At 63.7% G+C, this 26,072-nt stretch carries 2 protein-coding genes (1 of these 2 only partly in view); both read left to right on the forward strand.

Features of this window, described 5'->3' with window-relative positions:
- On the forward strand, window positions 1-10,023 hold the full coding sequence (locus ABJ076_RS04675) for an SDR family NAD(P)-dependent oxidoreductase (RefSeq protein ID WP_348190268.1): 10,023 nt from the start codon (window positions 1-3) through the stop codon (window positions 10,021-10,023).
- Window positions 10,020-26,072: the 5' portion of a non-ribosomal peptide synthase/polyketide synthase gene (locus ABJ076_RS04680; protein WP_348190266.1), read on the forward strand. It continues 7,704 nt past the right edge of the window; the window shows 16,053 of its 23,757 coding nt (coding positions 1-16,053); it begins with the start codon at window positions 10,020-10,022; its stop codon lies off the right edge, out of view. Before ABJ076_RS04675 ends, ABJ076_RS04680 begins: the two co-directional genes overlap by 4 nt.

Consider the following 26,072-nt stretch of genomic DNA (forward strand, 5'->3'; position numbering starts at 1 on the left):
GTGACATCCACCCCAGTCACACTGATGGATCTGCTCGACCGGCGCGCGGCATCATCGACGGGTAAATACCACTTCCTGAAGGATGGTCGGGACGCCACCGCAACCATTGGATACGCCACCCTCCGCGCGCACGCTCAAGCGGTCGCAAACCAGCTGAGGCACCAAGTAGGCGAAGGATGCCGCGCGCTGTTGCTCTATCCGCCGGGGCTCGATGTCCTCCCCGCATTTTTCGGATGCATGAATGCCGGCATTGTCGCGGTTCCGGTGCCGCCGCCGGACGGAGTTCGGCTCAAACACTCCCTGCCGCGCCTTCAAGGCATCGTGGCGGACGCAGAGGCCGACGTCATCCTGACGACCGCCGGCCTGCAGCAGGATCTCGAGGGCCGGCTGGGCGAAGCCATGCCGCAGGTGCACTGGATCGCGACAGACATACTGGAAGCGGCTGACGCACCTGATTTCAAACGGCCGAACATTACCTCCGAGAGCCTCGCCTATCTGCAATACACATCCGGCTCCACCTCCGCACCACGCGGCGTGATGCTTTCGCACGGAAATGTGCTGGCCAATCTGGCCTATCTGCAGGAGGGTTTTGCGTGCGACGCGGGCAGTGTCTGTGTCACTTGGATGCCCTACTTCCACGATTATGGACTGGTCGAGGGACTGCTGCAGCCCATGTTCAGCGGCGCGGACTGCTACGTTCTCTCTCCGCTCACACTTCTGAAGCGCCCTATCCGCTGGCTTGAAGCAATGGACCGGTTCGGCGGCACCCATACCCATGCCCCCAACTTCGCCTACGAACTATGCCTCGAACGCGTAACTGCGGAGCAACGCGAGACGCTCGATCTGTCACGCTGGCAGGTCGCCGGCAACGGCGCCGAGCCCGTTCGCGCGGAGACACTGCGCCGTTTCACCGAGACTTTCGGGCCGCAGGGCTTCCGGGCCGAGACGTTCTATCCGGCCTACGGAATGGCTGAGGCGACACTTTTTGTCACCGCCCGCGCCCATGATCAAAGCCCACATGCATCGCACCTGAGCGCCGAAGCTCTGGAGCAGAACCGCGTGGTTCCGGCCGATGCGCCCACTCCCAAGAGCACGACACGCACAGTTGCGAGCTGTGGCGTGCCCCGGCCCGGGACCGACCTTCGGATCGTCGATCCCGCGAGCGGGCGTACATGTGCGCCGGATGCGGTTGGTGAGCTCTGGATCTCAAGTCCCAGCGTGGGGCTCGGCTACTGGCGTCGTACTGAAGAAACCGAAGCCACTTTCCAGGCCCGCCTGAGAGACAACCCAGAAGCAGGTCCATTCCTGCGTACCGGCGATCTCGGCTTCCTCAAAGATGGAGAACTCCACATCACCGGGCGCCTGAAAGATCTGATCGTCGTCGCGGGTGTAAACCACTACCCCCAGGATATCGAATGGACAGTTCTGGACTCCTGCCCCGACCTCCGGCGAGAGCATTGCGCGGCATTCTCTGTGGAACGGGATGCCGAGGAACGCCTCGTCATTCTCGCCGAGGCGGGAAAGCGCACGAAGGACTGGGAGGCCGCATTCGGCATAATCCGTCAGGCGGTGGCCCGGAGCCATGGTCTGGCGACCGCTGAGATTCTGATCCTTGAGCGCGGGCAGATCCGCAAAACCTCGAGCGGCAAGGTTCAGCGCCGCGCTTGCAGGCAGGCTTATCTCGACGATGAGCTCAAGTGCGTTGCCCGCTGGAGCCGTGAGCAAGCATCTAGCGCTCAGACTGATCGGCCGACTGGCCCCGCGCTTCGGGACTGGCTGAGCCGAGAGCTCGGCCGGATGTTGTCACTCGCACCCGAGGCAATCGACCAGCAGGCTCTGTTCGCGGAACTCGGGCTCGACTCCCGCTCCGCCGTCGCCCTTGTTGCGGCCCTGGAAGACCATCTCGGCGGAGCGACACTTGATCCGACCCTGCTCTGGCAACATCCGACAATCGCAGCATTAGCCGACTTTCTAAGCGGCTCTGAAGTGAAACCGGCGCCCGCCCCGGCAGAGCCCGCTGCCGCTGCCTCTGCCACCGCCGGTCCGGCATTGGAAAAAGCATCCGCCATCGCGATCATCGGCCTGGCGTGCCGCCTGCCCGGCGCTCCCAATGCCGATGCCTATTGGGATCTCCTTAGCGACGGAACCTGCGCCGTTCGGACGGACCCGCGCCTTCCCGGAGTCGAAGCCGGCTTTCTCGAGGATTTCGAAAGCTTCGATGCGCCCTTCTTTGGCCTTTCGGAGAGTGAAGCCCGCAACATGGACCCGCAACAGCGCATCCTGCTCGAAGTGGCCTGGCATGCTCTGGAGCATGCCGGCGTGCCGGCGGATAGGCTGGAGGGCACGAAGACCGGCGTGTTCGTCGGAATTTCCTCAGCGGATTTCGCCTTCGATCAGTTCAGCCGGAGTGACGCCGAGGCATTGATGAACGCTTACAGCGGGACCGGCGTTGCCTTCAGCATCGCTGCCAACCGGCTTTCCTATCACCTCGACCTGCGTGGGCCGAGCATGGCCATCGATACGGCCTGTTCCTCGTCGCTCGTCGCCGTTCACCAGGCATGCCAGAGTCTACGCAGCGGGGAATGCGACGTCGCGCTTGCGGGTGGCGTCAACATCATCGGCGGCCCACATCTCCAGCTTGCCCTCGAGCGTGCGGGCATGCTCTCCCCGAACTGGAGAAGCCGCACTTTCGCTTTCGATGCGGACGGTTATGTCCGTGGCGAGGGCTGCGCAATGGTGGTGCTGAAGCCGCTCGCCGCCGCCGAACGTGACGGCGACCGCGTGCTGGCCGTCATTCGCGGCTCCGCAGTCAACCAGGACGGCCGCAGCAACGGGCTAACCGCCCCCAGCCCGCTGGCGCAGCAAAACGTCATAAGGGATGCGCTCAAAAACTCCAGACTGGAACCCGCCGACATCGATTTTGTTGAAACTCACGGCACCGGAACACGGCTCGGTGACCCCATTGAAGTTGGCGCTCTACAATCTGTTCTCGACCGGGCGCAGTCAAGCGAGCGACCGTGCCTGCTAGGCTCCGCAAAGGCCAATATCGGCCATCTGGAAGCTGCGGCCGGGATCGCCGGGCTGGTCAAAACCGTGCTTTGTCTCCGCCATGGCGAAGTCCCGGCGCAACCCAACCTCGACACGATAAACCCATTGATAAAGCTGGATGATTCAGCGCTGGAGATACCGCGTGTTTCGACACGCCTGCCGAAGGGCGCACGGGCAGCGGTCAGCTCATTCGGTTTCGGCGGCACCAACGCGCATGTGGTTCTGGAGCAGGCCCCGGATCGGGCTCAACCGGAGCAGAAACAGGCCGCGCCGCCGCCGTATCTTCTGACGCTCTCTGCCCGCGACCCGAGCGCGCTGCGCGACCTCGCAGGTCGGTACGCGGCCCTGTGCCGCAAAGAGGTCCCGACGATCGAAGCGGAACAACTCTGCCGCGCGGCAACCACGCGCCGCCCTCATCTCGATCACCGGCTCGCGATCACTGGCAACTCCACCCTCGACTTTGCCGCACAGCTCGAGACGATCGCTTCCGGAGAGGGCGGCCTTCATCGAGCACCAGTGAACCCGCCGTCAGTTGCCTTTCTTTTCACAGGGCAGGGCTCCCAGTATCTCGACATGGGGCGGTCTCTTTATGATCGCCACGCCGGTTTCCGCGCGACATTGGATCGCTGCGATCAATTGCTCGCGAAAACGCTGGATCGTTCCCTGCTATCGGTCATGTTCGGCACAGACCCGGAACTGCTTGGTCAAACCGCCTATACCCAGCCTGCCCTCTTCGCTCTCGAATATGCGCTGACCGAAACCTGGCGTGGCTGGGATATCCAGCCGGCAGCCCTTCTTGGCCATAGCGTCGGTGAATATGTGGCTGCCTGTATCGCGGATGTCTTCGATCTGGAGACAGGGCTGCAGCTGATAGCAGAACGGGCCCGGCTGATTCAAAGCCTGCCGCTCAACGGTGCGATGCTCGCCGTGATGGCCGATGAAGAGCAAGTCGCCATTGTTGCCGCGCAGTATGCCGACGATATCTCGGTCGCCGCCGTAAACGGACCTCGCAATATCGTGCTTTCAGGGCGACGCAAAACCCTGACGCAGATTGAAAAGAGCCTGGAGAGCGCGGGCCTTCGCAGCCGGTTTCTCCCGGTATCCCACGCCTTCCACTCTCCACTCATAGACCCGATCATGGAGCCGTTCCACAAGATCGCCTCCCGCTTCGGCTTTGGGACGCCCACGATACCGCTGATCAGCAATATCGACGGCAAGGTTCTGGAGACGGCTCCCGACGCGGAGTACTGGGCACGCCATATGCGTGGCGCAGTGCGCTTCGCCGACGGTATGGACTACCTGGCGAAACAACATCGTGTCTTCCTCGAAATCGGCCCGAAACCCCTACTGACCGCGCTAGGCGCGCAATGCATCTCGGAGCCGAAGACACTCTGGTTACCGAGCCTGCGCGACGGCAAGAATGACTGGTCCTCCATCACGGAAAGCCTGTCCGCGCTCTATACCGCCGGCGTCACGCCGGAATGGGCGGCCTTCCATGGTGACTCTGATGAGCCAATGCTGCCGGAACTGCCATCTTATCCGTTTCGCAGGCAGAGCTTTCCAATGCCGACCCGACCAGAACATGGCGACGCTGCAGCCCCTGTGCGCGCCGCCCTGGCTTCCGGTAAGGGTCAGCCTGTAAATGCCGCGTCAGCCGTTCCGGTAGAGGAATGGGGGTTCGTGCCGCGCTGGAAGCCGATTTCCTCCGTGCCATGCGAGGATCGTGCGCCCGCCGAATGGTTGCTCCTGGCCGACAGGAACGGAACCGCGAAAGCACTGGCTAAAAAGCTCACCAAGGCCGGTGACAACGTTACCGTTATCACCGGGGAGGCGCCTGACAGCCTTCCCGATGGGACAGACGCTTTGAACATCATCTGTCTCTGGCCGCTGGATCTGACCGCGCCGGACCAAATGACCGATGCAGAAGTCTCCGGCGCTATTTCCGCCCTCACCATTCGGCTTACCAGACTGATACGAAATCTGGCGACACAGGCTGACCGTCCGCTCAAACTCTCCATGGTGAGTCGCCAGGCTTTCGCCATGGCTGAAACAGCGGTTCCGAAGGCAGGCAGCGGGTTACTTCAATCCATCGTCTGGGGCCTCGGACGGAGCTTGCGGCACGAGCATCCGGACTGGAATCTCTGCCTGATCGATGTGGATGGTTCCCCGCGCGACGCCGCGTTGCAGCTTTTTGCCGAAATCAGCAGCAACCAGCCGGGGAAAGAGGTGCTCTGGCGGCAGGAAAAGGACAATTCGGTCCGGTTCGAACTCACGCTTGAGGCTGAGCCGCTGCCAAGACCGGAGCAGGCGCCTGAACAAGATGGAACATGGCTGGTGACAGGCGGCCTTGGCCGTCTTGGGCAACTCATGGCCGAACGGCTGGTCGAGCGCGGGGTACGGCATCTGGCGCTCATCTCCAGAAGTACGCCAGAAGGCGATGCGGCAAAACAAATTGAAGAGTGGCGCGACAGAGGTATTGACGTTCAGATCGGCGCCATTGATGTCACCGATGCCCAAGCCCTTTCGGCATTTGTAGAGGCCCTGCCGGCGCACTGGCCCTCTCTGACAGGAATACTCCATGCAGCGGGCGTTCTGGACGATGCGGTCCTGCACCAGCAATCCGCCGAACGCGCGCTCGCCGTGATGGCGCCGAAGGTTCTCGGTGGCTGGGCACTCCATCGCCTCGCGGACAACCATCCGATCCGGCACTTCATGCTTGTATCCTCCGCCAGCGGGCTGCTCGGCAATCCGGGCCAGACCGCATACGGAGCCGCAAACAGCATGCTGGATGCGCTCGCGCTTTACCGCCATCGTCGCCGACTTCCTGCACAGAGCCTCTGCTGGAGTGCATGGGCCGACGCCTCTCGCGACGCGACCCTTGCCGACAGATTGGCGCGTCACGGGCTGGCGCCCATCGAAATAGCGCAGGGCCTGGACGCTTTGGAAAGAGCCGCCGCGCGCGACCTTCCGCACATGGCGATTTTACCCCGACGGAGTGGCGCCAGCCTTGCTCACCCGCTGCTTGACAGCGCTTCGCATCAAACGCAGAGCATTCGCCCCCCGCGCGCTCCGGCGGACAATGCCTTGACTGCGGAGTTGCGGGCTCTGGCTCCGGAAAAGCGGCAGGACCGGCTCACGGCCTACATCCTCTCGCAAATCGGTGACGTTGCCCCGGCAGGGGCGGAGGCACCGGACGCCGATCGCGGATTCTTCGATCAGGGGCTCGACTCGATGAATGCGATCGAACTCCGCAATCGCCTGCAAAGCGCTCTTGGCGGCGTCCTTCCGGCAACCCTCGCCTTCGACTACCCGACCCCGAAACGGTTGGCGCAGTACCTGCTGGAACGCGACGGGCTCGACAGTGCTGAGCGGATAATCGCGGCCACGACCGAAAACACTCACGCGGACGCCGGGGACGGGATCGCTATCCTTTCTCTCGGATGCCGCATACCGGGCGGAGTCAATGACCCCGAAGCGTTCTGGACTCTTCTCAAGAACGGCGTTGACGCAATCACGGAAATTCCGGGTAACCGCTGGGACGTTGATCGGTATTACAGCGCCGATCCCGAGGCGCCCGGAACAATCCAGACACGTTATGGCGGTTTCATCGACAACATCGATCTTTTCGATCCGGGGTTTTTCGGAATCTCACCGCGCGAGGCAACGCATCTCGACCCGCAACAGCGTCTCCTGCTGGAGGTCTGCTGGGAGGTTCTGGAGCGCGCCGGCATCCCGCCGAGCAGCCTTGAAGGCAGCCAGACCGGCGTTTTCGTCGGCATCAGCACAAACGACTACCTGCATCGCCTGAACCGCACGCCTGACCGGATCGACGCCTATCTCGGCACCGGCAATGCGCTCAGTGTCGCGGCGAACCGGTTGTCCTTCCTCCTCGGGCTGGAAGGGCCCAGTCTGGCCATCGACACAGCCTGCTCCTCCTCGCTGGTCGCGCTTCACCAGGCTTGCATGAGTCTCAGGAGCGGGGAGTCCGACCTCGCAATCGGCGGCGGGGTCAACCTGTTGCTAGATCCCACCGTCAGCATCAACCATTCCCGCGCGCGGATGCTCGCCCCCGACGGACGCTGCAAAGCGTTCTCGGCAGAGGCAGACGGGTTTGTTCGCTCCGAGGGCTGCGGTCTCGTGTTGCTGAAGAGACTTTCCGATGCAGTGCGCGACGGCGACCGTATCATGGCCGTCATCAGGGGCATGGCGGTGAACCAGGACGGCCGCACCAGCGGCCTGACGGTTCCGAACGGACCGGCGCAGGAGCGGGTTATCCGCCGCGCACTCAATCAGGCCGGCCTCGTGCCGGAGCAGATCGACTATGTCGAGGCGCACGGCACCGGAACCGCCCTGGGCGATCCGATTGAGGCCGGAGCGCTGGATGCCGTATTCGGGAGAAAAGGCCGGGACCGCCCGCTGACGATCGGATCAGTCAAATCGAATATCGGCCATCTGGAGTCAGCCGCCGGTGTGGCCGGATTGCAGAAAGTCGTGCTGTCCCTTAATCATGGTGCTGTCCCTCCGAGCCTGCACAGCAGCAATCGCAATCCCACTATCGACTGGGCACGTATCGGGCTCCGCTTGCCGGAGGGCACCGAGCCCTGGCCGACATCGGGAACAGTACGGCGGGCGGGCGTCAGCTCGTTCGGGTTCGGCGGCACCAATGCCCACCTGATCGTGGAGCAGGCGCCGGATCCCGCCCCGCGCCAGGTGCCGGAATTCAGCCGCTACCTGCTGCCCCTCTCCGCCAAGAGCCGCCCGGCACTTCGCCAGCTCGCGCGGCGCGTTCTGGATACTCTGAATGAGAGCCTGGCGCCGCTTGCCGACCTTTGCTTCACGGCAGCATGCGGGCGCGACCATTTCCCCCACCGCCTTGCCCTTCTCGGTAGCGACAAACCTGCGCTGATCTCAGCTCTGAAGAACTGGCTTAAGGGCCAAGACAACGAAGGCGCCATCGCGCGTGACGAGGCGGTCACAAGGCAACGTTCCACTGCAGAGAAGATATCCGCCGGACAAGCCAGTCCCGGCACATGGCGCGTCCTGGCCGGACGTTACGCAGACGGCGAGAACCCGGACTGGTCAGCGCTCTATGCCGGCCTGCCTTTGCGACTGGCCGACCTGCCAGGGCATCCCTTCGAGCGGCAACGATATTGGGTCGAGGCCGAGAGCGAACGGCGCAGCGCAGCGCCAGCCACCTACAAGGTGAATTGGGAGCCTGTCGCTCCCTCTGCGGAAGAGCCAGCACCTCCGCATGGAAACTGGCTGATCCTCGCTGACGAAAGCGGCTTCGGACAGGCGCTGGCGAATGAGCTTCAAGCACGCGGCGGTGACAACGTGCACTGCACGCTGATCTTCAAAGCACCGCTCAACGGGCATCGCCGCAACCTCGTTCCAGGAGACGAGGCCGCCGCACGTGCTCTGCTGGATGAGTTGGGGTCGCTTGAGGGCATTGTCCATCTCTGGAGCCTCGATGGCCCAGATGCCGAAGAGCTCACCCCAAGGAGCCTTACGGATGGGACCGGAGGCCTCGCAAGCCTGCTTCCGCTGACACGCGCATTACTGGATCTCTCGCATCCTCCTCGGCTCTGGATCCTGACAAGGGACGCAGTCGGCGCTCGCCCGGATGACCGGCTCGACGGTCTGGCCCATGCGCCGGTCTGGGGTTTTGGCCGCAGCATCGCGCTTGAGGCGCCGCACATCTGGGGCGGGCTGATCGACCTGCCGTTCATTCCTGACATGTCCCAGATCGCGGACGCCCTTACCACTGCCGGAAGCGAAAGCGAACTGGCGCTGCGGGACGGACAAGTCCTGGCGCCACGCCTCCACCCGGAAGAAAAGGCCGTGCAGCAGGCTGTCTCCATACGGCCGGACGCGAGTTACCTCATCTCCGGAGGCTTCGGCAGTCTCGGCCGCGCGTTTGGCCTTTGGCTGGCGCGGCAGGGAGCGGGACGGATTTTGCTGACAAGCCGACGAGGCGCGCAATCGGCAACGGCACAAGAGCATTTGAAAGCACTTCTGGACCTCGGAACAGCCGTGGAAACGGCCGCCCTTGACGTCTCCGACACAGAAGCCCTGACCGCGCAGATTGCAAAATGGGGGCAAAACGGCCCGCCGCTTCGGGGTGTGATCCATGCCGCCGGCATCGGCGAGGTGCGTAACCTCATCGACCAGACCTGGCCGGATTGCGCCGCGGTGCTCGCCGGCAAAGCTGGCGGCGCCTGGGCTCTTCACAGTGCGACGGCAAAAGAAAAACTGGATTTCTTCCTCAATTGCGCGTCGATCGCCGGGCTCTGGGGCGGACAGAAACAGGCATCCTACGCTGCAGCGAACGCATTCCTCGATGGACTGGCAGCCTTCCGACGGGCCCAGGGCCTGTGCGGCACGAGCCTCGATCTAGGACCCCTCGCCGACACTGGCATGGTGAACGAGGAGACCGGTTACGAGTTGCGCCGAATGGGGCTCGAGCCTTTCCCGGCGGACCGCCTTCTGGACCGGTTACCGGAGCTTTTAAATCCGGTTGAGGCGCGCATTGCATTTGTTGCCGCTGACTGGCCGCGCTTTGCCGACCTTTATCGCAGTCAACGGCAGACGAAACTATTCGATCCTGTTCTTGCTGACGCGGCGATGTTCCGGCCGACACCGGCACCTACGGCGGCACCGAGCGACAATACACAGACGCGCAAACAGCCACGACAATCACCCCGCGACTGGCTCGCAGCCACCATGAGCGCGGTTCTGCGCCTGCCGCCCGAGCGCCTCGCCCCCGACATCCCTCTTCCCATGCTCGGGCTGGACTCCCTGCTCGCCATGGAAGTCAGAACCCTCATCGAACGGGAACTCGGTTTGACGATCGGCCTGCCGGACCTTCTTGGCAGCCACAGCCTGAACGATCTGGCCGAGCGCCTTTCGCGAGATCTCCCGGCCGGAACCGCTTCCCCTGAACCAGACAACGCGTGGATCGCAGGTCAGATATGACAATTGCAGAATTTGTAAAAAGCCTGGCAGAGCGCCGGGTCGAGCTTTCCGTGACCGAAGGCCAGATCCGTTACAACGGCCCGAGCGAAGCCCTCGACGAGGAGGTGCTGACAGAAATTCGCGAACGGAAATCCGACTTGATCGACTATCTGCGTCGCGCGCCGGAAACCCTTCCCGAGGAAATGCGTACCGGAGCGGAGCCGCTCTCAATAGGTCAGGAAGCGCTCTGGTTCCTCTATGAACTCGACCGGCGGAGCACCGCCTACAACACCTTGTTCGCCGCACGGATGAGACGCGATCTCGATATGTCGGCGCTGCAGGCCGCGATCGACAAACTGACGGAACGCCATGACGGACTCCGCAGCCGTTTTGCCTCCACCGGAGGCAACCCCTTCCGCACAGTGACCCTGCCCGCGCCCGTCGACCTCCATATCACGGATGTTACCGGCTGGAGCCCGGCGGAGGTCGAAGCGGCGATTGCAGAGTTCGCCGATGTTCCATTCGATCTCGAAGGCGCGCCGCCCGTCCGATGGCACCTCTTCACCGGCGTTTCGAACGGAACATTGCCAACTCCGGTTCTCGCCTTCGTGGCGCATCACATAACGGTCGATTTCCGCTCTCTCGAAATCCTCATGGCGGAGCTTTCCAGTCTTTACAATGCGGAGTGCGGGAAGGAAGCCGCAACACTGCCGCCTTTGGCCTGGACGAGCCGTGACTACGCCGAAAAATCGCGGGCGGCCCTCGCCGCCACGTCGGGAAAGCGCGACGAAGCCTATTGGCTGGACAAGCTGGAAGGCGAACTCCCCGCACTCGACCTGCCAACAGACGCACCGCGCCCGCCCCGGCAGGATTATGCCGGTACCACCCAAGTTCAGGAATTTGATTTCGAACTCAGCGAGAAAGTCAGGGAAGCCGCCCGGCAAATGCAGGTTACGCCCTATGTCCTGCTGCTCGGGATATTCGGTCTTCTGCTCCGCCGCTATAGCGGTCAGCGCGAAATCCTGATCGGCTCCCCCATGCTCGGACGAACCCAGCCGGAGCTGAAAGATCTCGTTGGTTACTTCGTCAATCCGGTGACCCTGCGCCTCGATGTGACCGATGATCAGACGGGGCCGGACTATCTCGCGGGACTGCGCGAAACCGTTCTCGGTGCATTGGAACATCAGTCCTATCCGTTCCCGCTTCTGGTCGAACGGCTGCAACCCGAACGCGACACCAGCCGTTCACCCCTCTTTCAGGTTGCCTTCGTCTATGAGCGCGAAACCGGAACACCGCTCCTTGAGCAGGGCCTTTTCAGCGAACTGCTGATCGGCGGACAGCGCGGCGCGGTCTTCGACCTGACGCTGACCACCCTCGACCGGGCGGAGGGTTTCCGCCTGACCTGGGAATATGCCAGCGCCCTCTTCGAAGCCGACACAATCACCCGCATGCAAGGCCATTTCGAGCGGCTGCTGGAAGCGCTGCTGGTCCAGCCGGATCAACCGCTTCAGAGACTGTCCCTGCTTTCGGAGGCGGAAACCGCCCTTATCCGGGGCTGGAACGGGACCGACTGTCAGGTTCCCTCCGCAGCGAATCTGGTTGAGCTGATTGCAGACAGGGTCGCGGCATGTCCCGATGCCATTGCCCTGGATACCGGCGACACGCAGGTGAGTTATGCCGAGCTCGACGCCAGAGCCTGCCGGCTGGCGCGCTATCTCCAGAAACGCAGTGTCGGCGCGAACAGCGTCGTGGCAATCGCCCTGCCACGTTCCGCCGAACAACTCATCGCTGTTTTCGGCGTCTTGCGGGCTGGCGGCGCCTGCCTGCCCGTCAATCCTGAGGACCCGCCTGAGCGTATCAACTTTCTTCTCCGGGAGAGCGAAGCGACACTTCTGCTGACCGATCCGGCAAGCGCCACGAGCATGCCTGACGATGCCGTCCCCATCGTCACTCTCGTCCCTGACGATCCAATCCTGACTACCGGCAACGCCGAAGCACCCGCCTGTCCCGCAGGTCCCGAAGATCTGGTTTATGTGTTGTTCACCTCCGGCTCCACAGGCCGTCCGAAAGGTGTCGCAATGCCGCATCGGGCACTTGTCAATCTGACAGGCTGGCAGGCGACACAGGCCGGTTTGGAGAACCCGGCGCGCACCCTTCAATACACGCCGCTGACCTTCGATGTCGCGTTTCAGGAAATCGCCTCGACCTGGTGCTCCGGCGGAACGCTGGTGCTGATCGACGAGGACCGCCGCCGCGACGGCCGCGCCCTGCTCGACTGGATTGACAACCGGAATGTCGAGCGTGCCTTTATGCCCTTCGTCGCGCTGCAGCACCTGACGGAGAGTGCCGGCGGGAAAGCGCTTCCCGCGTGCCTCCAAGACATCGTGACCGCTGGCGAGCAATTGCGGATTACGCCAGCGATAAAGGCGGTCTTCCGGCGCAGCACCTGCCGCCTGCATAACCATTACGGCCCGACCGAAAGCCATGTCGCGACCGCCCATTGCCTGCCTTGTGACGTGGTGGAATGGGACGATCTGCCGCCCATCGGAAGACCGATCGGCAATGTCGCGATTCACCTTCTGGACGAGACAGGCCAACCGGTTCCGGTCGGCGTTCCAGGCGAGCTCTGCATCTCCGGCCCTTGCCTCGCTTCCGGATATCTGAAACGTCCCGACCTCACCGCCGAACGTTTCGTGGACCATCCTGAACATGGAAGGATTTACCAGACCGGGGACTTCGCCCGTTGGCGCGCGGATGGGCTGATCGATTATCTCGGACGCCGTGACGACCAGATCAAACTACGCGGTGTGCGCGTCGAGCTGGGCGAGATCGAAGCCGTTCTGAGCGGACACCCCGCCGTAGGCGAAGCCGCCGTCATTCTGACGGGGGTCGACGCTTCCAAGCGCCTCGCCGCCTATGTCGCTCCCGCTGACGGAACAACCGTGTCCGCCTCGTTGCAAGCGGACCTCATGGATCATCTGCGCGCGAATCTGTCCGCACCGATGGTTCCGGCCAGCCTCGCTTTGTTGACTGAACTCCCCAAAACCTCCAGCGGGAAGCTCAACCGCCGGGCCCTGCCCGAGCCTTCGGTTGAGACGGAAGAGGCATTCATCGCACCGCGCAACGAGGCCGAGGCGCTTCTTGCCGGGATATGGTCCGATCTGCTCGGCCATGACCGGATCGGGGTTACCGAAAACTTCTTCGAACGCGGCGGCCACTCCCTAATCGCCATGCGTCTCGTCACCCGCCTACGCAACAGTTTTGACGTGGACCTGCCGCTCACCGCCTTGTTTGAGGCGCCGACAATCGCCGGACTGGCGGAACGGATCGAGCAGCTTCAGGGCGGAGACCGCCTGCCGCCCATCAGGCACGCGCCGGACGCGCGAACCGCACCGCTCTCCTTCGTCCAGCGCAGGCTGTGGTTTCTGGAACAGCTGGAAGGTCCCAGCGCGACCTACAACATGCCGGCAACGCTGGAGTTGCGCGGCTCAATGGATGTGGAAGCGCTCGGCGCCGCCGCGAGGGCGCTTGTCGAACGGCACACCAGCCTCAGAAGCCGCTTCTCCTCCGCCCAGGGCGAACCCGTCGCGGAGATAACAAAGCCGTACGATCCCCTGCGCATCACGGACCTTACATCGCTCCCCGTCAGCGAGCGCGGAACCGAGGCCCGGCGCCTTGCCCGCAGCCATGGCTCCCAGCCCTTCGATCTGTCTGAAGGCCCTCTCTTCCGTCTGCACCTATTGCGCTTCGACGACGAGTCTCACTGGCTGCTCTTCAACATTCACCATATCGTCAGTGACGGTTGGACCATCGATATCCTCGTGCGCGATATTGCAGCTCTGTACCGCGCGGAAACACATGGTGTGGAAACGCCCCTCGCAGATCTGTCCGTCACCTATGGCGACTTCGCCCACTGGCAAAACGCGTGGCTACAGGGCGAGCCGCTGACACGTCAGCTTGACCATTGGGTCGCTGAGCTTGACGGCGCGCCAACCTTGCTTGAGTTGCCGTCCGACCGCCCTCACCCGAAGACACGCAGTTATCGCGGCGGCCTCCTGACACGCACCCTCGACGCGGCTCTCGGCGACAGGATGCGGAGTTTCAACAGGGCTCATAGCGCGACGGATTTCATGACCATGATCTCCGCCTTCGGCCTCCTGCTATCGCGCTACAGCGGGCAGCGTGATCTCCTGATCGGCTCCCCGGTCGCCAACCGGCGCCTGCGCGAGTGCGAGGATCTGGCTGGCATGTTTGTAAACACCATCGCGCTCCGCTGGCGCGACGAGGACGCACCGGATTTCGCCGCGCTGGTAGCAGAGACGCGGCAGCGCTGTCTCCGTGCCTACGCCAACCAGGATCTGCCATTCGAGCTGCTTGTCGATCATCTGCAACCAGAGCGCAGCCTCATACACAGCCCGCTTTTCCAGGTGATGTTCGTGATGCAGAACGCACCGCTGGAACATTTGGTGTTCGATGGCACAGAAACCCGTCTGCTGGAGCCGCCGGTGACGGTATCGAAATTCGATCTGACACTTTATGTCGAGCCGAGCGGAGACGGTTTCGTCACGCGCTGGGAATATAACGCCGACATCTTCGATGAATCCCGCATCGAACGGATGGCCGACCATTTCGAGCAACTTCTGCAAAGCGCATTGGCCGATCCGGAACACCATCTCGCCCGCATCGACCTCCTCACCAAACAGGAACATCGCGACATCGCCAGCTGGCGCTATGGACCGAAGACAGACCTCGCCTCAACAACCCTGGTCCACGCCATAGAGGAACGGGCCGCCCGGCATCCGAACGCACCGGCACTGGTCGACCGGAAGGAAAGCCTCGATTACGGCGAGGTCAACGAGAGCGCCAACCAGCTTGCCCACTATCTCGACCGGCACGGCATCGGACGCGGAGACATCGTCGCTCTCTGCCTCGAGCCCGGACCGGAAGCGGTGGTCGCCCTTCTCGGCATCGTCAAGGCGGGCGCCGCCTACCTGCCGCTCGACCCTGCCTATCCCGCCGAGCGGCTGGCGGCCATGCTCTCCGGCTCCAAGGCCCGGCTGGTCCTGAGCAAGGGCGATCTTGTGGACCAGTTGCCATCCGGGACTGAAATTTGCCGGCTGGATGCGATCGCGGCGACGCTCGCGGAAGAGAGCGTCGTCAATCCGGCGACACGTCCGGCACCCGACGATCTGCTTTATGTCATCTTCACATCGGGCTCCACCGGCGCTCCCAAGGGCGCTGGGGTTTATCACAAGGGTTTCGCCAACCTGCTGCAATGGTATTGCGCGGCGCTCGATCTTGGCCCTCACGACCGCGGCCTGCTCGTCAGCGCGCTTGGTTTCGACCTGACGCAGAAGAACCTGTTCGCGCCTCTCATCTCCGGTGCCGCTCTTCACTTCCCGGAACCCGGCCTCGGCTTCGATCCCACCGCCCTACGTCGCACCATCGCGGAAGACGCGATTACCTGGATCAACTGCACGCCAAGCGCCTTCTATCCACTGCTGGCAGAAGACGATTACACCCCGCTCTCTTCCTTGCGCCATATCATACTCGGCGGTGAACCGATTCAGACGGACAGGCTCCGCGACTGGCTGGCCGCGCCAACCTGCAAGGCAACAGTGCTGAACAGTTACGGCCCAACGGAATGCACTGACGTTGCGGTGGCGGGTGCGTTCGACCCCGCTTCGGATGCCGCGGGCGTGCCGCTCGGCCGTCCGATCGACAATGTCCGTGTTCATGTACTCGATCCCGACGGCGCACCTGTGCCCGTCGGCCATCCGGGCGAACTCTTCATTGGCGGGGTCGGCATCGGCGCCGGTTATGTCGGCCAACCGGATCTGACTGCGGCCAAGTTCGTCGACTTGAAAATCGACGGCCGCACGCGGCGCTACTACGCGACGGGCGATCTCGCCTGCTGGCGCGCTGACGGAACGCTCGACTATCTCGGTCGCCGGGATCAGCAGATCAAACTGCGCGGCTTCCGGATCGAACTGGAAGAGATCGAGGCCAGCTTGCGAGCAGCCCCCAGAGTGAAGGACGCCGCCGTCATCGTCTCCCGAACCGGGGCACAGGATCAACTTGTCGGCTATGTCACAGCCGGCGCCGAATGGGACCCGGAAGAGCTGCGCGCGCCTCTGGAACGGCACTTGCCTGCTTACATGGTCCCATCCCGGCTGATCCGTCTCGACGCTCTGCCGGTCACCCCCAACGGCAAACTCGACCGCCGCGCACTTGCGAGCCTGATAGTGGCCCCGCGCAAGGAACAGCCACCGCGCGGACAGACAGAATCCGCCTTGTCGGAAATCTGGGCCGCTCTGCTCGGTTTCGATGCGATTGATCGCGACACAAGCTTCTTTTCCATTGGCGGCCATTCCCTGCTGGCAGTGCAACTCCTCGCGCGCGTCACGGATACATTCGCGATCGAACTGTCGCTGCGTGAGCTGTTCGAAAAGCCCACCCTTGCAGGGCTCGCCGAGCTTATCGAAACAGGACGGAACCGGACAAGACCGGAGATCACACGACTTCCAACAGGCGAGCATCCAGAGCCCTCTTTCGCGCAGCAGCGCCTGATGTTCCTGGATCAACTCGAAGGCCCCAGTGCCGCCTACAGCATGCCGGCCACACTTGAGCTCCGGGGCGACCTTGACCGCATGGCCCTTCGCCGGGCTCTGACAGCACTCGTCGCCCGGCACGATAGCCTGAGACTCTGCTTCGCCTTTGACGACGGCCGTCCGGTCTCGCGTTACCTCGAAGCCTACGATCCGCTGACGGAACGGGACCTGAGCGACCTCCCTGAGGAAGACGCTGAAGCCGAAGCGCTGCGGCTTGGCGAGGAACACGCGCGCATGCCTTTCGATCTCGCCACCGGGCCGTTGTTCCGCCTCAGCCTGATCACGCTGGCACCGGAGCGGCACCGTCTGCTCTTCAACATGCATCACATCATCAGCGACGGCTGGTCCATCGATCTTTTGATCGCCGATCTTGCCCGTCTCTACACGGCATTCCGCACGGGATCGGAAGCAATCCCGCCCGCGCCTGCGCTGAACTACTCCGGCTACGCCAGATGGCAGAACCAATGGCTCCGCGACGAGACGCTGGAACGCGCGCTCACCTTCTGGCGGGATCACCTCGCCGGGGCGCCAGAGCTGCTTGATCTGCCGACGGATCACCCCCGCCCCGCCATCCAGGTCCACAAAGGCGGAGCCGTGCCCCTGCGGATCGACGACAAGCTCGGCGGCGCGCTGCGGGCACTCGCGCGCGGGAATGACGCCACCCTCTTCATGGTCCTGCTGGCCGCTTACGACCTGCTGCTGTTCCGCTTCAGCGGCGAGCGCGACATCAGTGTCGGCGTTCCCGTAGCCAACCGGGGGGACAGCAGGCTCGAAGACATTGTGGGTCTGTTTCTGAATACCCTCGTCATGCGCACGCAAGTGCCTACTGCCGGGAGTTTCCGGGACTTCCTCTCCGCAATCCGGCAGACAACGCTCGCCGCCTATGCCCACCAGGATGTTCCATTCGAGTATCTTGTCGAGCAACTACGCCCGGCACGCTCTCTCAGCCACAACCCGCTGTTCCAGGTGATGATCAACCTGGTCAACACACGGCGCGAGCAGATCACGCTGGACGGGCTGGAGGTGGAGCAGACTGGCCAGACGGACGATCTCTTGGCCAAGTTCGATCTGAATCTGAGTTTCACGGAACAGCCGGACGGCTCGCTCGACGGAGAGCTACAATATAATGCGGCCTTGTTCGAGCATGAGACCGTTGCCTTCCTCGGTGACTATTTCCTTACTCTCCTCCGCGGCATAACGGCAGAGCCGGACGCGCCGCTGACAGAGATATCGCTCTATCGCGACGAACCTACGGCGCTGCGCGAGATGCCGAAACCGGCGGGAGCACCCGTCCGTTTCGGGTCAATCGAACGCTCCATTCCGAACCGCTTCGCCGAACAGGTGGCCCTGCACCGTGATCGCATCGCAGTCCAGACACAGACACAATCGCTCACCTATGGCGCTCTGGATCTGGAAAGCCGGCGCCTCGCCGCCGCGCTGCTTGAGCACCCCGAGTGCAAACGGGTAGCCCTGTTGCTGCCGCACGACACAAGCATGGCAGTCGGCATACTCGGAACGTTGCAAGCCGGACGGGCCTATGTCCCGCTTGATCCGTCGCAACCGGCTGAAAGACTGCGCACGATCCTGGAAGATGTCGGCGCCGAGATCATCGTCTGCACTGCGGCGCATGAAGAGCGCGCCACAATGCTCGCGGGGACGGGGTGCTCCCTACAGTCACTCGACCGACTGGAGCAAGTCTCCGCAGCGACTCTCCCGGAACCCTCCCCGGACAGTGTCGCCTATCTGCTCTACACCTCCGGCTCGACCGGACGGCCCAAGGGTGTGGTGCAGAACCATCGCAACGTGCTGCACTTCATCCGGCGCTATAGCGAAAACCTGCGACTCACTCCGGACGACCGGCTGCTCCAGGTCGCGTCCTATGCCTTCGACGCTGCGGTGATGGATTTCTATGGCGCTCTGCTCAACGGCGCCACGCTCTGCCTTTTCGACGCGCGCAACCAGTCCATAGCGGACTGTGCGCCCTGGCTGGAACAGGAAGGCATTACAGTCTGGCACTCTACGCCGAGTGTCTTCCGCGCTTTCACTACCGATCTGGAGACCCGCCTGCCGTCGGTCCGGCTCGTGGTCATGGGTGGGGAGGCCGTCAGCCGGACGGATTTCGAAACCTTCCGGCAACGGTTCGAGCCCGGCACCCTGTTCGTCAACGGCCTCGGCCCGACCGAGTCGACCGTGACCTTGCAATTCTTCGCTGATCATCAAACCGATCTGCGCCGGCAGTCGATGCCTGTCGGCTATCCGGTCGACGACACAATGATCGAGCTCCTCGACGAAAACGGCGCGCCAACGGACCTGTGCGGCGAAATCGCGATCTGCAGCCCGTATGTCGCACTCGGCTACTGGCAGCAGGAGTCCGCCGCATTCGAAACCGACCCGGCACGCCCGGGCGCAATCCGCTACCGCAGCGGCGATATGGCCCGCCGTCTGCCTGACGGCAGCCTGGAGATGGTCGGGCGCCGCGACGGGCAGATCAAGCTGCGCGGGTTCCGTATCGAGCTTGGAGAGATCGAGGCGGTTCTCCGCAACCACCCCGATATTCGCGAAGCCGCAGCCATCCTCTATACGCCGGAAGAAACAACGGCCGAACCGAGACTGATCGCCTATCTGACCGGGACGGCTAATCCGGAAACCGCTCTTGCATGGTGCCGCGACCAGCTCCCGAGCTACATGGTGCCGTCGGAGGTAGTGGTCCTCGACGCCCTCCCGCTGACGGTGACAGGCAAGCTCGACCGCAAAGCATTGCCCGTGCCGGACATGACTCCGGAGCGTACTGGTTCGGGTGCGCCGGTGACGCCGGGCGAGGAGCTGCTCGCGGGCCTCTGGGCGGACGTGCTGAAGACCGGCGCCGTCGGGCGTTCGGACAGCTTCTTCGATCTCGGCGGGCATTCCCTGCTGGCAACACAGCTGCTCTCCCGCATCCGTGCCGCCTTCGGAACCGACATCCCCCTCCGCCTGATCTTCGAGCATCCCACACTCTCCGCTCAAGCCACCGCCATCGAGGCCGAACGACGCGGAACACCCCCACCACCGATCATGCCGCGTGAAGATCGCGATGCCTTGCCCCTCTCCTTCGCGCAACAGCGCCTCTGGTTCCTCGCCGAGCTGGAAGACGGCGATCATGCCGCTACCTACAACATCACAGCCGCCCTCGGCCTTGACGCTGCCCTCGACGTGGACGCCCTCAGGTCCGCGCTGCTCGCCCTCACCGCACGGCACGACAGCCTGCGCATATCTGTCCGCGCCGAGAACGGACAGCCCGTGCTGGGCTTGCGTGATCCCTATGACCCGCTGGTGGTCGAGGATCTGCTGCTTGAAGAAGGAGAAGACCGCGACGCTGCTGTCCATGCAAGCGCCGCTCTGCATGCCGCCGCCCCCTTCGATCTGGCAGCCGACCCGCTGCTCCGCCTCACACTGCTTCGTCTCGACACAGACGCCGAGGTCCTGCTGGTCAACCTGCACCACATCGCCGCAGACGGCTGGTCCCTCGGCGTGCTGGTCCGCGATCTCAGCGCGCTTTACGCGGCTGCGCTTGAGGATAGAGAGGCGAATCTACCGCCTCTGCCGATCCAATACGCCGACTATGCCGCCTGGCAGCGTGACTGGCTCTCAGGAGACGTCCTGGAGACACAGCTCGCCTACTGGCGCGACCGCCTTGGTGATGCGCCAGCCTTGCTGGAGCTTCCCGCCGATCATCCCCGCCCCGCCGTCAAGACCTATCGCGGCGGACAGCGTGCCCTCACCCTTGATCCCGAACTTGCCAAACGGCTGGAGGCCTTCAGCAGAGCCAGAGGCGCGACCCTCTTCATGACCCTGCTTGCCGCCTTCAAGGTGCTGCTGCACCGCTATAGCGGACAGGAAGACATTCTCGTCGGAAGTCCCATCGCCAACCGCACACAGGCAGAGAGCGAGGATCTGGTCGGCTTCTTCGTCAACACACTCGTCATGCGCAGCACCGTCTCACGAGATCTCTCCTTCGAGGATCTGCTCTCCCAACTGCGCGAGACGGCGCTCGACGCCTATGCCCATCAGGATCTCCCCTTCGAGACCCTGGTGACGGAGCTGCAACCCGAACGCTCACTCTCCCACAGCCCGCTCTTCCAGGTCATGTTCGCCCTGCAGAACGCGCCCCAGGAAGCGCTGGCCCTCGGCGAGGCGACAATCCAGCCCCTCGCTCCCGACCTCGAGACCGCGAAGTTCGATCTCACCCTCAGTATCGATGCGGGGCCGAACGGGCTCAGCTGCAACTGGGAATATGCCGCAGATCTCTTCGAGCCTTCCCGCATCGACCGCATGGCGGCCCATTACCGGGAACTTCTGGAGAGCATGCTTGCCGCGCCCGAGGCGCCGGTCGGCACCCTGCCGCTGCTCACCCGGGCCGAGCGGGACGAGATCGCGGGCTGGAGTGGTGGAGAGAGCCCCTATCCCCGTGACGCCTCTCTCGTTGCGCTCTTTGCCGAACAGGTACAGGCGGCACCGCACGCCGTTGCCCTCCGCTCCGGCGACGAGACACTCACATACGCCGAACTGGATGAACGGTCGGACAGGTTGGCTGCATATATCGCCACGCAGCACCAGCCCGCACCGGGCGCCGTCATCGGCCTTTGCCTGCCGCGCGGGGTCGATCTGATTGTTGCCATGCTCGCCACCCTGAAGACGGGCGCCGCCTATCTGCCCCTTGATCCCGACCTGCCGGACAACCGGATCGGCTATATGCTCGAGGAAGCCGAAGTCGCACTGGTCCTCAGCCACGAGGCGCTGGCGGGCGTGCTGCCAGAGGGCGAACACGCCCTGCTGCTGCTGGAGCGCGATGCAAATCAGATCGCCGCCTGTGACGCGGATGTTCCTGCCGAGGGTGCCGACGGCGGCAGCCTCGCCTATGTCATGTACACATCCGGCTCAACCGGACGCCCCAAGGGCGTCATGGTGCCACAGCGCGCCGTCACGCGGCTGGTCCGCAACACGGATTATATCGACATCAAACCCGGCGACCGTATCGCCCAGGCCGCGACACCCGTCTTCGATGCCGCAACATTCGAGATCTGGGGCGCGCTCCTCAACGGCGCCGCCATCGAACTCCTCGAACGAGACGACATCCTCGATCCGGACCGCTTCGCAAAAATGCTGCGCGACGGCAGGTTCAACATCATTCTTCTGACAACATCACTCTTCAATCGCCAAGCTCAGGCCGATCCAGGCGTCTTTTCCAACCTCGACACCCTGCTTTTTGGCGGGGAGGCAGCCGACCCCCGATGCGTCCGTGCCGTGCTCCGCGCCGGGCCGCCGAAGCATTTGCTAAATGCTTATGGTCCCACTGAATGCACCACCATGGGCACATGGCACGAGGTCCATGACGTTCCCGTGGACGCCACTTCGATCCCCATTGGCACACCCATCGCCAATACCACCGCGCACATCCTCGATCCGGACGGCAATCCCGTCCCCGCAGGCATTGCGGGCGAGCTGCATCTCGGCGGAGATGGCCTGGCCGACGGCTATCTGGCACAGCCCGAACTGACCAGCGAGCGCTTCATTACCCATCCGACCCTCGGACGCCTCTACCGCACGGGCGATCTCTGCCGCTGGAACCAAGCCGGCGCCATCGACTATCTGGGCCGTACCGATCATCAGATCAAGCTCCGCGGCTTCCGCATCGAACTCGGAGAGATCGAGGCCGCTCTCCGCGCCATCGACGCCGTCGAGGAAGCCGTCACGCTCCTCGCGGGCGAAGGAGAACATCGCCGCATCATTGCCTATGTCACCGGCACAGGCCTCGACGGCACAACACTGCGCCGCGACCTCCACAGAGCCCTCCCGAGCTACATGGTGCCGTCGGAGGTGATGGTGCTCGATACCCTGCCCCTCACCGTCACAGGCAAACTCGACCGCAAAGCATTGCCAGTGCCGGAGGTGGCACCGGAGCGCACTGGTTCTGGTGCGCCGGTGACGCCGGGCGAGGAGCTGCTCGCGGGTCTCTGGGCGGACGTGCTGAAGCGTTCGTCCGTCGGGCGTTTCGACAACTTCTTCGATCTCGGCGGGCATTCCTTGCTGGCGACACAGCTGCTCTCCCGTATCCGCGCCGCCTTCGGGGCCGACATCCCCCTCCGCCTGATCTTCGAGCACCCCACACTCTCGGCCCAGGCCGCCGCTATCGAGACAGAACGACGCGGAACGCCACCCCCGCCTATCCTGCCGCGTGAAGACCGTGATGCCTTGCCTCTCTCCTTCGCGCAACAGCGCCTCTGGTTCCTCGCCGAGCTGGAAGACGGCGATCATGCCGCTACCTACAACATCACAGCCGCCCTCGGGCTTGACGCTGCCCTCGACGAGAGCGCCCTGCGTGCGGCGTTCCTCGCCCTCACCGCACGGCACGACAGCCTGCGCATATCTGTCCGCGCCGTAAACGGACAGCCCGTGCTGGGCTTGCGCGATCCCTACGACCCGCTGGTGGTCAAGGATCTTCTGCCGGAAGCGGGAGAAGACCGCGACGCTGCTGTCCATGCAAGCGCCGCTCTGCATGCCGCCGCCCCCTTCGATCTGGCGGACGACCCGCTGCTCCGCCTCACCCTGCTGCGTCTCGACACAGACGCAGAGGTGCTGCTGGTCAACCTGCACCATATCGCCGCAGACGGCTGGTCCCTCGGCGTGCTGGTCCGCGATCTCAGCGCGCTCTATGCCGCTGCGCTGGAAGAGCGTGAAGCCGATCTCTCCGCTGTATTACCGCCTCTGCCCATCCAATACGCCGACTATGCCGCCTGGCAGCGTGACTGGCTCTCAGGAGATGTCCTGGAGACACAGCTCGCCTACTGGCGCGACCGCCTTGGTGATGCGCCAGCCTTGCTGGAGCTTCCCGCCGATCACCCCCGCACCGCCGTCAAGACCTATCGCGGCGGACAGCGTGCCCTCACCCTTGATCCGGAACTGGCGGAACGGCTGGAGGCCTTCAGCAGAGCCAGAGGCGCGACCCTCTTCATGACCCTGCTCGCCGCCTTCAAGGTGCTGCTGCACCGCTATAGCGGACAGGAAGACATTCTGGTCGGCTCACCCATCGCCAACCGCACCCAGGCAGAGAGTGAGGAGCTGGTCGGCTTCTTCGTCAACACCCTCGTCCTGCGCAGTACTATTGAACGCGCGCAGAGCTTCGAGACCGTTCTCTCTGACACCCGCGAGACAGCGCTGGACGCCTATGCCCATCAGGATCTCCCCTTCGAGACCCTGGTGACAGAGCTGCAACCGGAACGCTCACTCTCCCACAGCCCGCTCTTCCAGGTCATGTTTGCCCTGCAGAACGCCCCCCAGGAAGCGCTGGCCCTCGGTGACGCAACGATCCAGCCCCTCGCGCCCGATCTCGAGACCGCCAAGTTCGATCTCACCCTCAGTATCGATGCGGGGCCGAACGGGCTCAGCTGCAACTGGGAATATGCCGCAGATCTCTTCGAGCCAGCCCGGATCGACCGTATGGCGGCCCATTACCGGGAGCTGCTCGAAAGCATGCTTGCCGCGCCCGAGGCACCGGTCGGCACCCTGCCGCTGCTGACAGAGGCAGAGCGCCATGAGATTGCGGGCTGGTGCGGTGGAGAGAGCCTCTATCCCCGTGACGCCTCTCTCGCTGCGCTCTTCGAGGAGCAGGTGCAGGCGGCACCAGACGCCGTCGCCCTTCGCTCCGGAGAGACGGAGGTGACCTACGCCGAGCTCAATGAACGTGCGAGCCGCCTGGCCGCGTATATCGCCGCGCAGTATCAGCCCGCACCAGATGCCGTCATTGGCCTCTGCCTGCCGCGCGGGGTCGATCTGATTGTGGCCATGCTCGCCACCCTGAAGACGGGAGGCGCCTATCTGCCGCTTGATCCGGATCTGCCCGCTGACAGGCTCAGCTACATGCTTGAGGAAGCCCAGATCACGCTGGTCCTCACCCACGAGGTGCTGGCGGGCGTGCTGCCAGAGGGCGGGCACGCCCTGCTGCTGGATCGCGATGCAAATCGGATCGCTGCCTGCGATGCGGATGTTCCAGCATCACAGAGCGACGGCGGCAGCCTCGCCTATGTCATGTACACATCCGGCTCAACCGGACGCCCCAAGGGCGTCATGGTGCCACAGCGCGCCGTCACGCGCCTCGTCCGCAACACGGATTATATCGACATCAAACCCGGCGACCGTATCGCACAGGCCGCAACACCCGTCTTCGATGCAGCAACCTTCGAGATCTGGGGCGCGCTCCTCAACGGTGCCGCAATCGAACTCCTCGAACGAGACGACATCCTCGATCCAGACCGCTTCGCAAAAATGCTGCGTGAGGGCAGGTTCAATACGATGTTCCTGACCGCCACCCTGTTCAACAGGATGGCGCAGATCGACCCAAGCCTCTTTGCAAAGCTCGATACCCTGTTGGTCGGTGGTGAAGCGCTTGATCCGCGTTGGATACGTGCCGTGCTCGAGGCCGAGCCACCGACCCGTCTTTTGAACGGGTACGGGCCGACCGAATGCACCACCTTCGCGGTCTGCCATCACATTACGGAGGTTCCTGAAGACGCCACCTCGATCCCCATTGGCACCCCAATAGCCAACACGGTGGCGCACATCCTCGATCCGGACGGCAACCCCGTCCCGACAGGTATCGCAGGCGAGCTGCATCTCGGTGGCGACGGCCTAGCCGACGGGTACCTGGCGCAGCCGGAGCTGACCGGCGAGCGCTTCGTCACCCATCCAACCCTCGGGCGGCTCTACCGCACGGGCGATCTCTGCCGCTGGAACCAGTCCGGCGCCATCGACTATCTCGGACGCACCGATCACCAGATCAAGCTCCGCGGCTTCCGTATCGAGCTTGGAGAGATCGAAGCCGCTCTCCGCGCCATACACGTCGTCGAGGAAGCCGTCACGCTCCTCGCAGGCGAAGGGGAGCATCGCCGCATCATTGCCTATGTCACTGGCACAGGCCTCGACGGCACAGCCCTCCGCCGCGACCTCCAGGCCGCACTCCCAAGCTACATGGTCCCCTCCGAGGTGATCCTCCTCGACGCCCTGCCGCTGACGGTGACAGGCAAACTCGACCGCAAGGCATTGCCCCTGCCGGATATGGCGCCTGAGCGTGCTAGTTCGGGTGCGTCGGTGACGCCGGGCGAGGAGCTGCTTGCGGGGCTCTGGGCGGACGTGCTGAAGACCGGCTCCGTCGGCCGCGCTGACAGCTTCTTCGATCTCGGCGGGCATTCCCTGCTGGCAACACAGCTGCTCTCCCGCATCCGTGCCGCCTTCGGAACCGACATCCCTCTCCGCCTGATCTTCGAGCATCCCACGCTCTCCGCCCAGGCCGCCGCCATCGAGACGGAACGACGCGGCGCACCGCCGCCGCCGATCACGCCGCGTGAAGATCGCGATGCCTTGCCCCTCTCCTTCGCACAGCAACGACTCTGGTTCCTCGCTGAGCTGGAGCCGGACAATCCGTTCTAC

It is taken from the genome of Nisaea sp. (assembly GCF_039990255.1).
In the GTDB taxonomy this organism is placed as follows: Bacteria; Pseudomonadota; Alphaproteobacteria; order Thalassobaculales; family Thalassobaculaceae; genus Nisaea.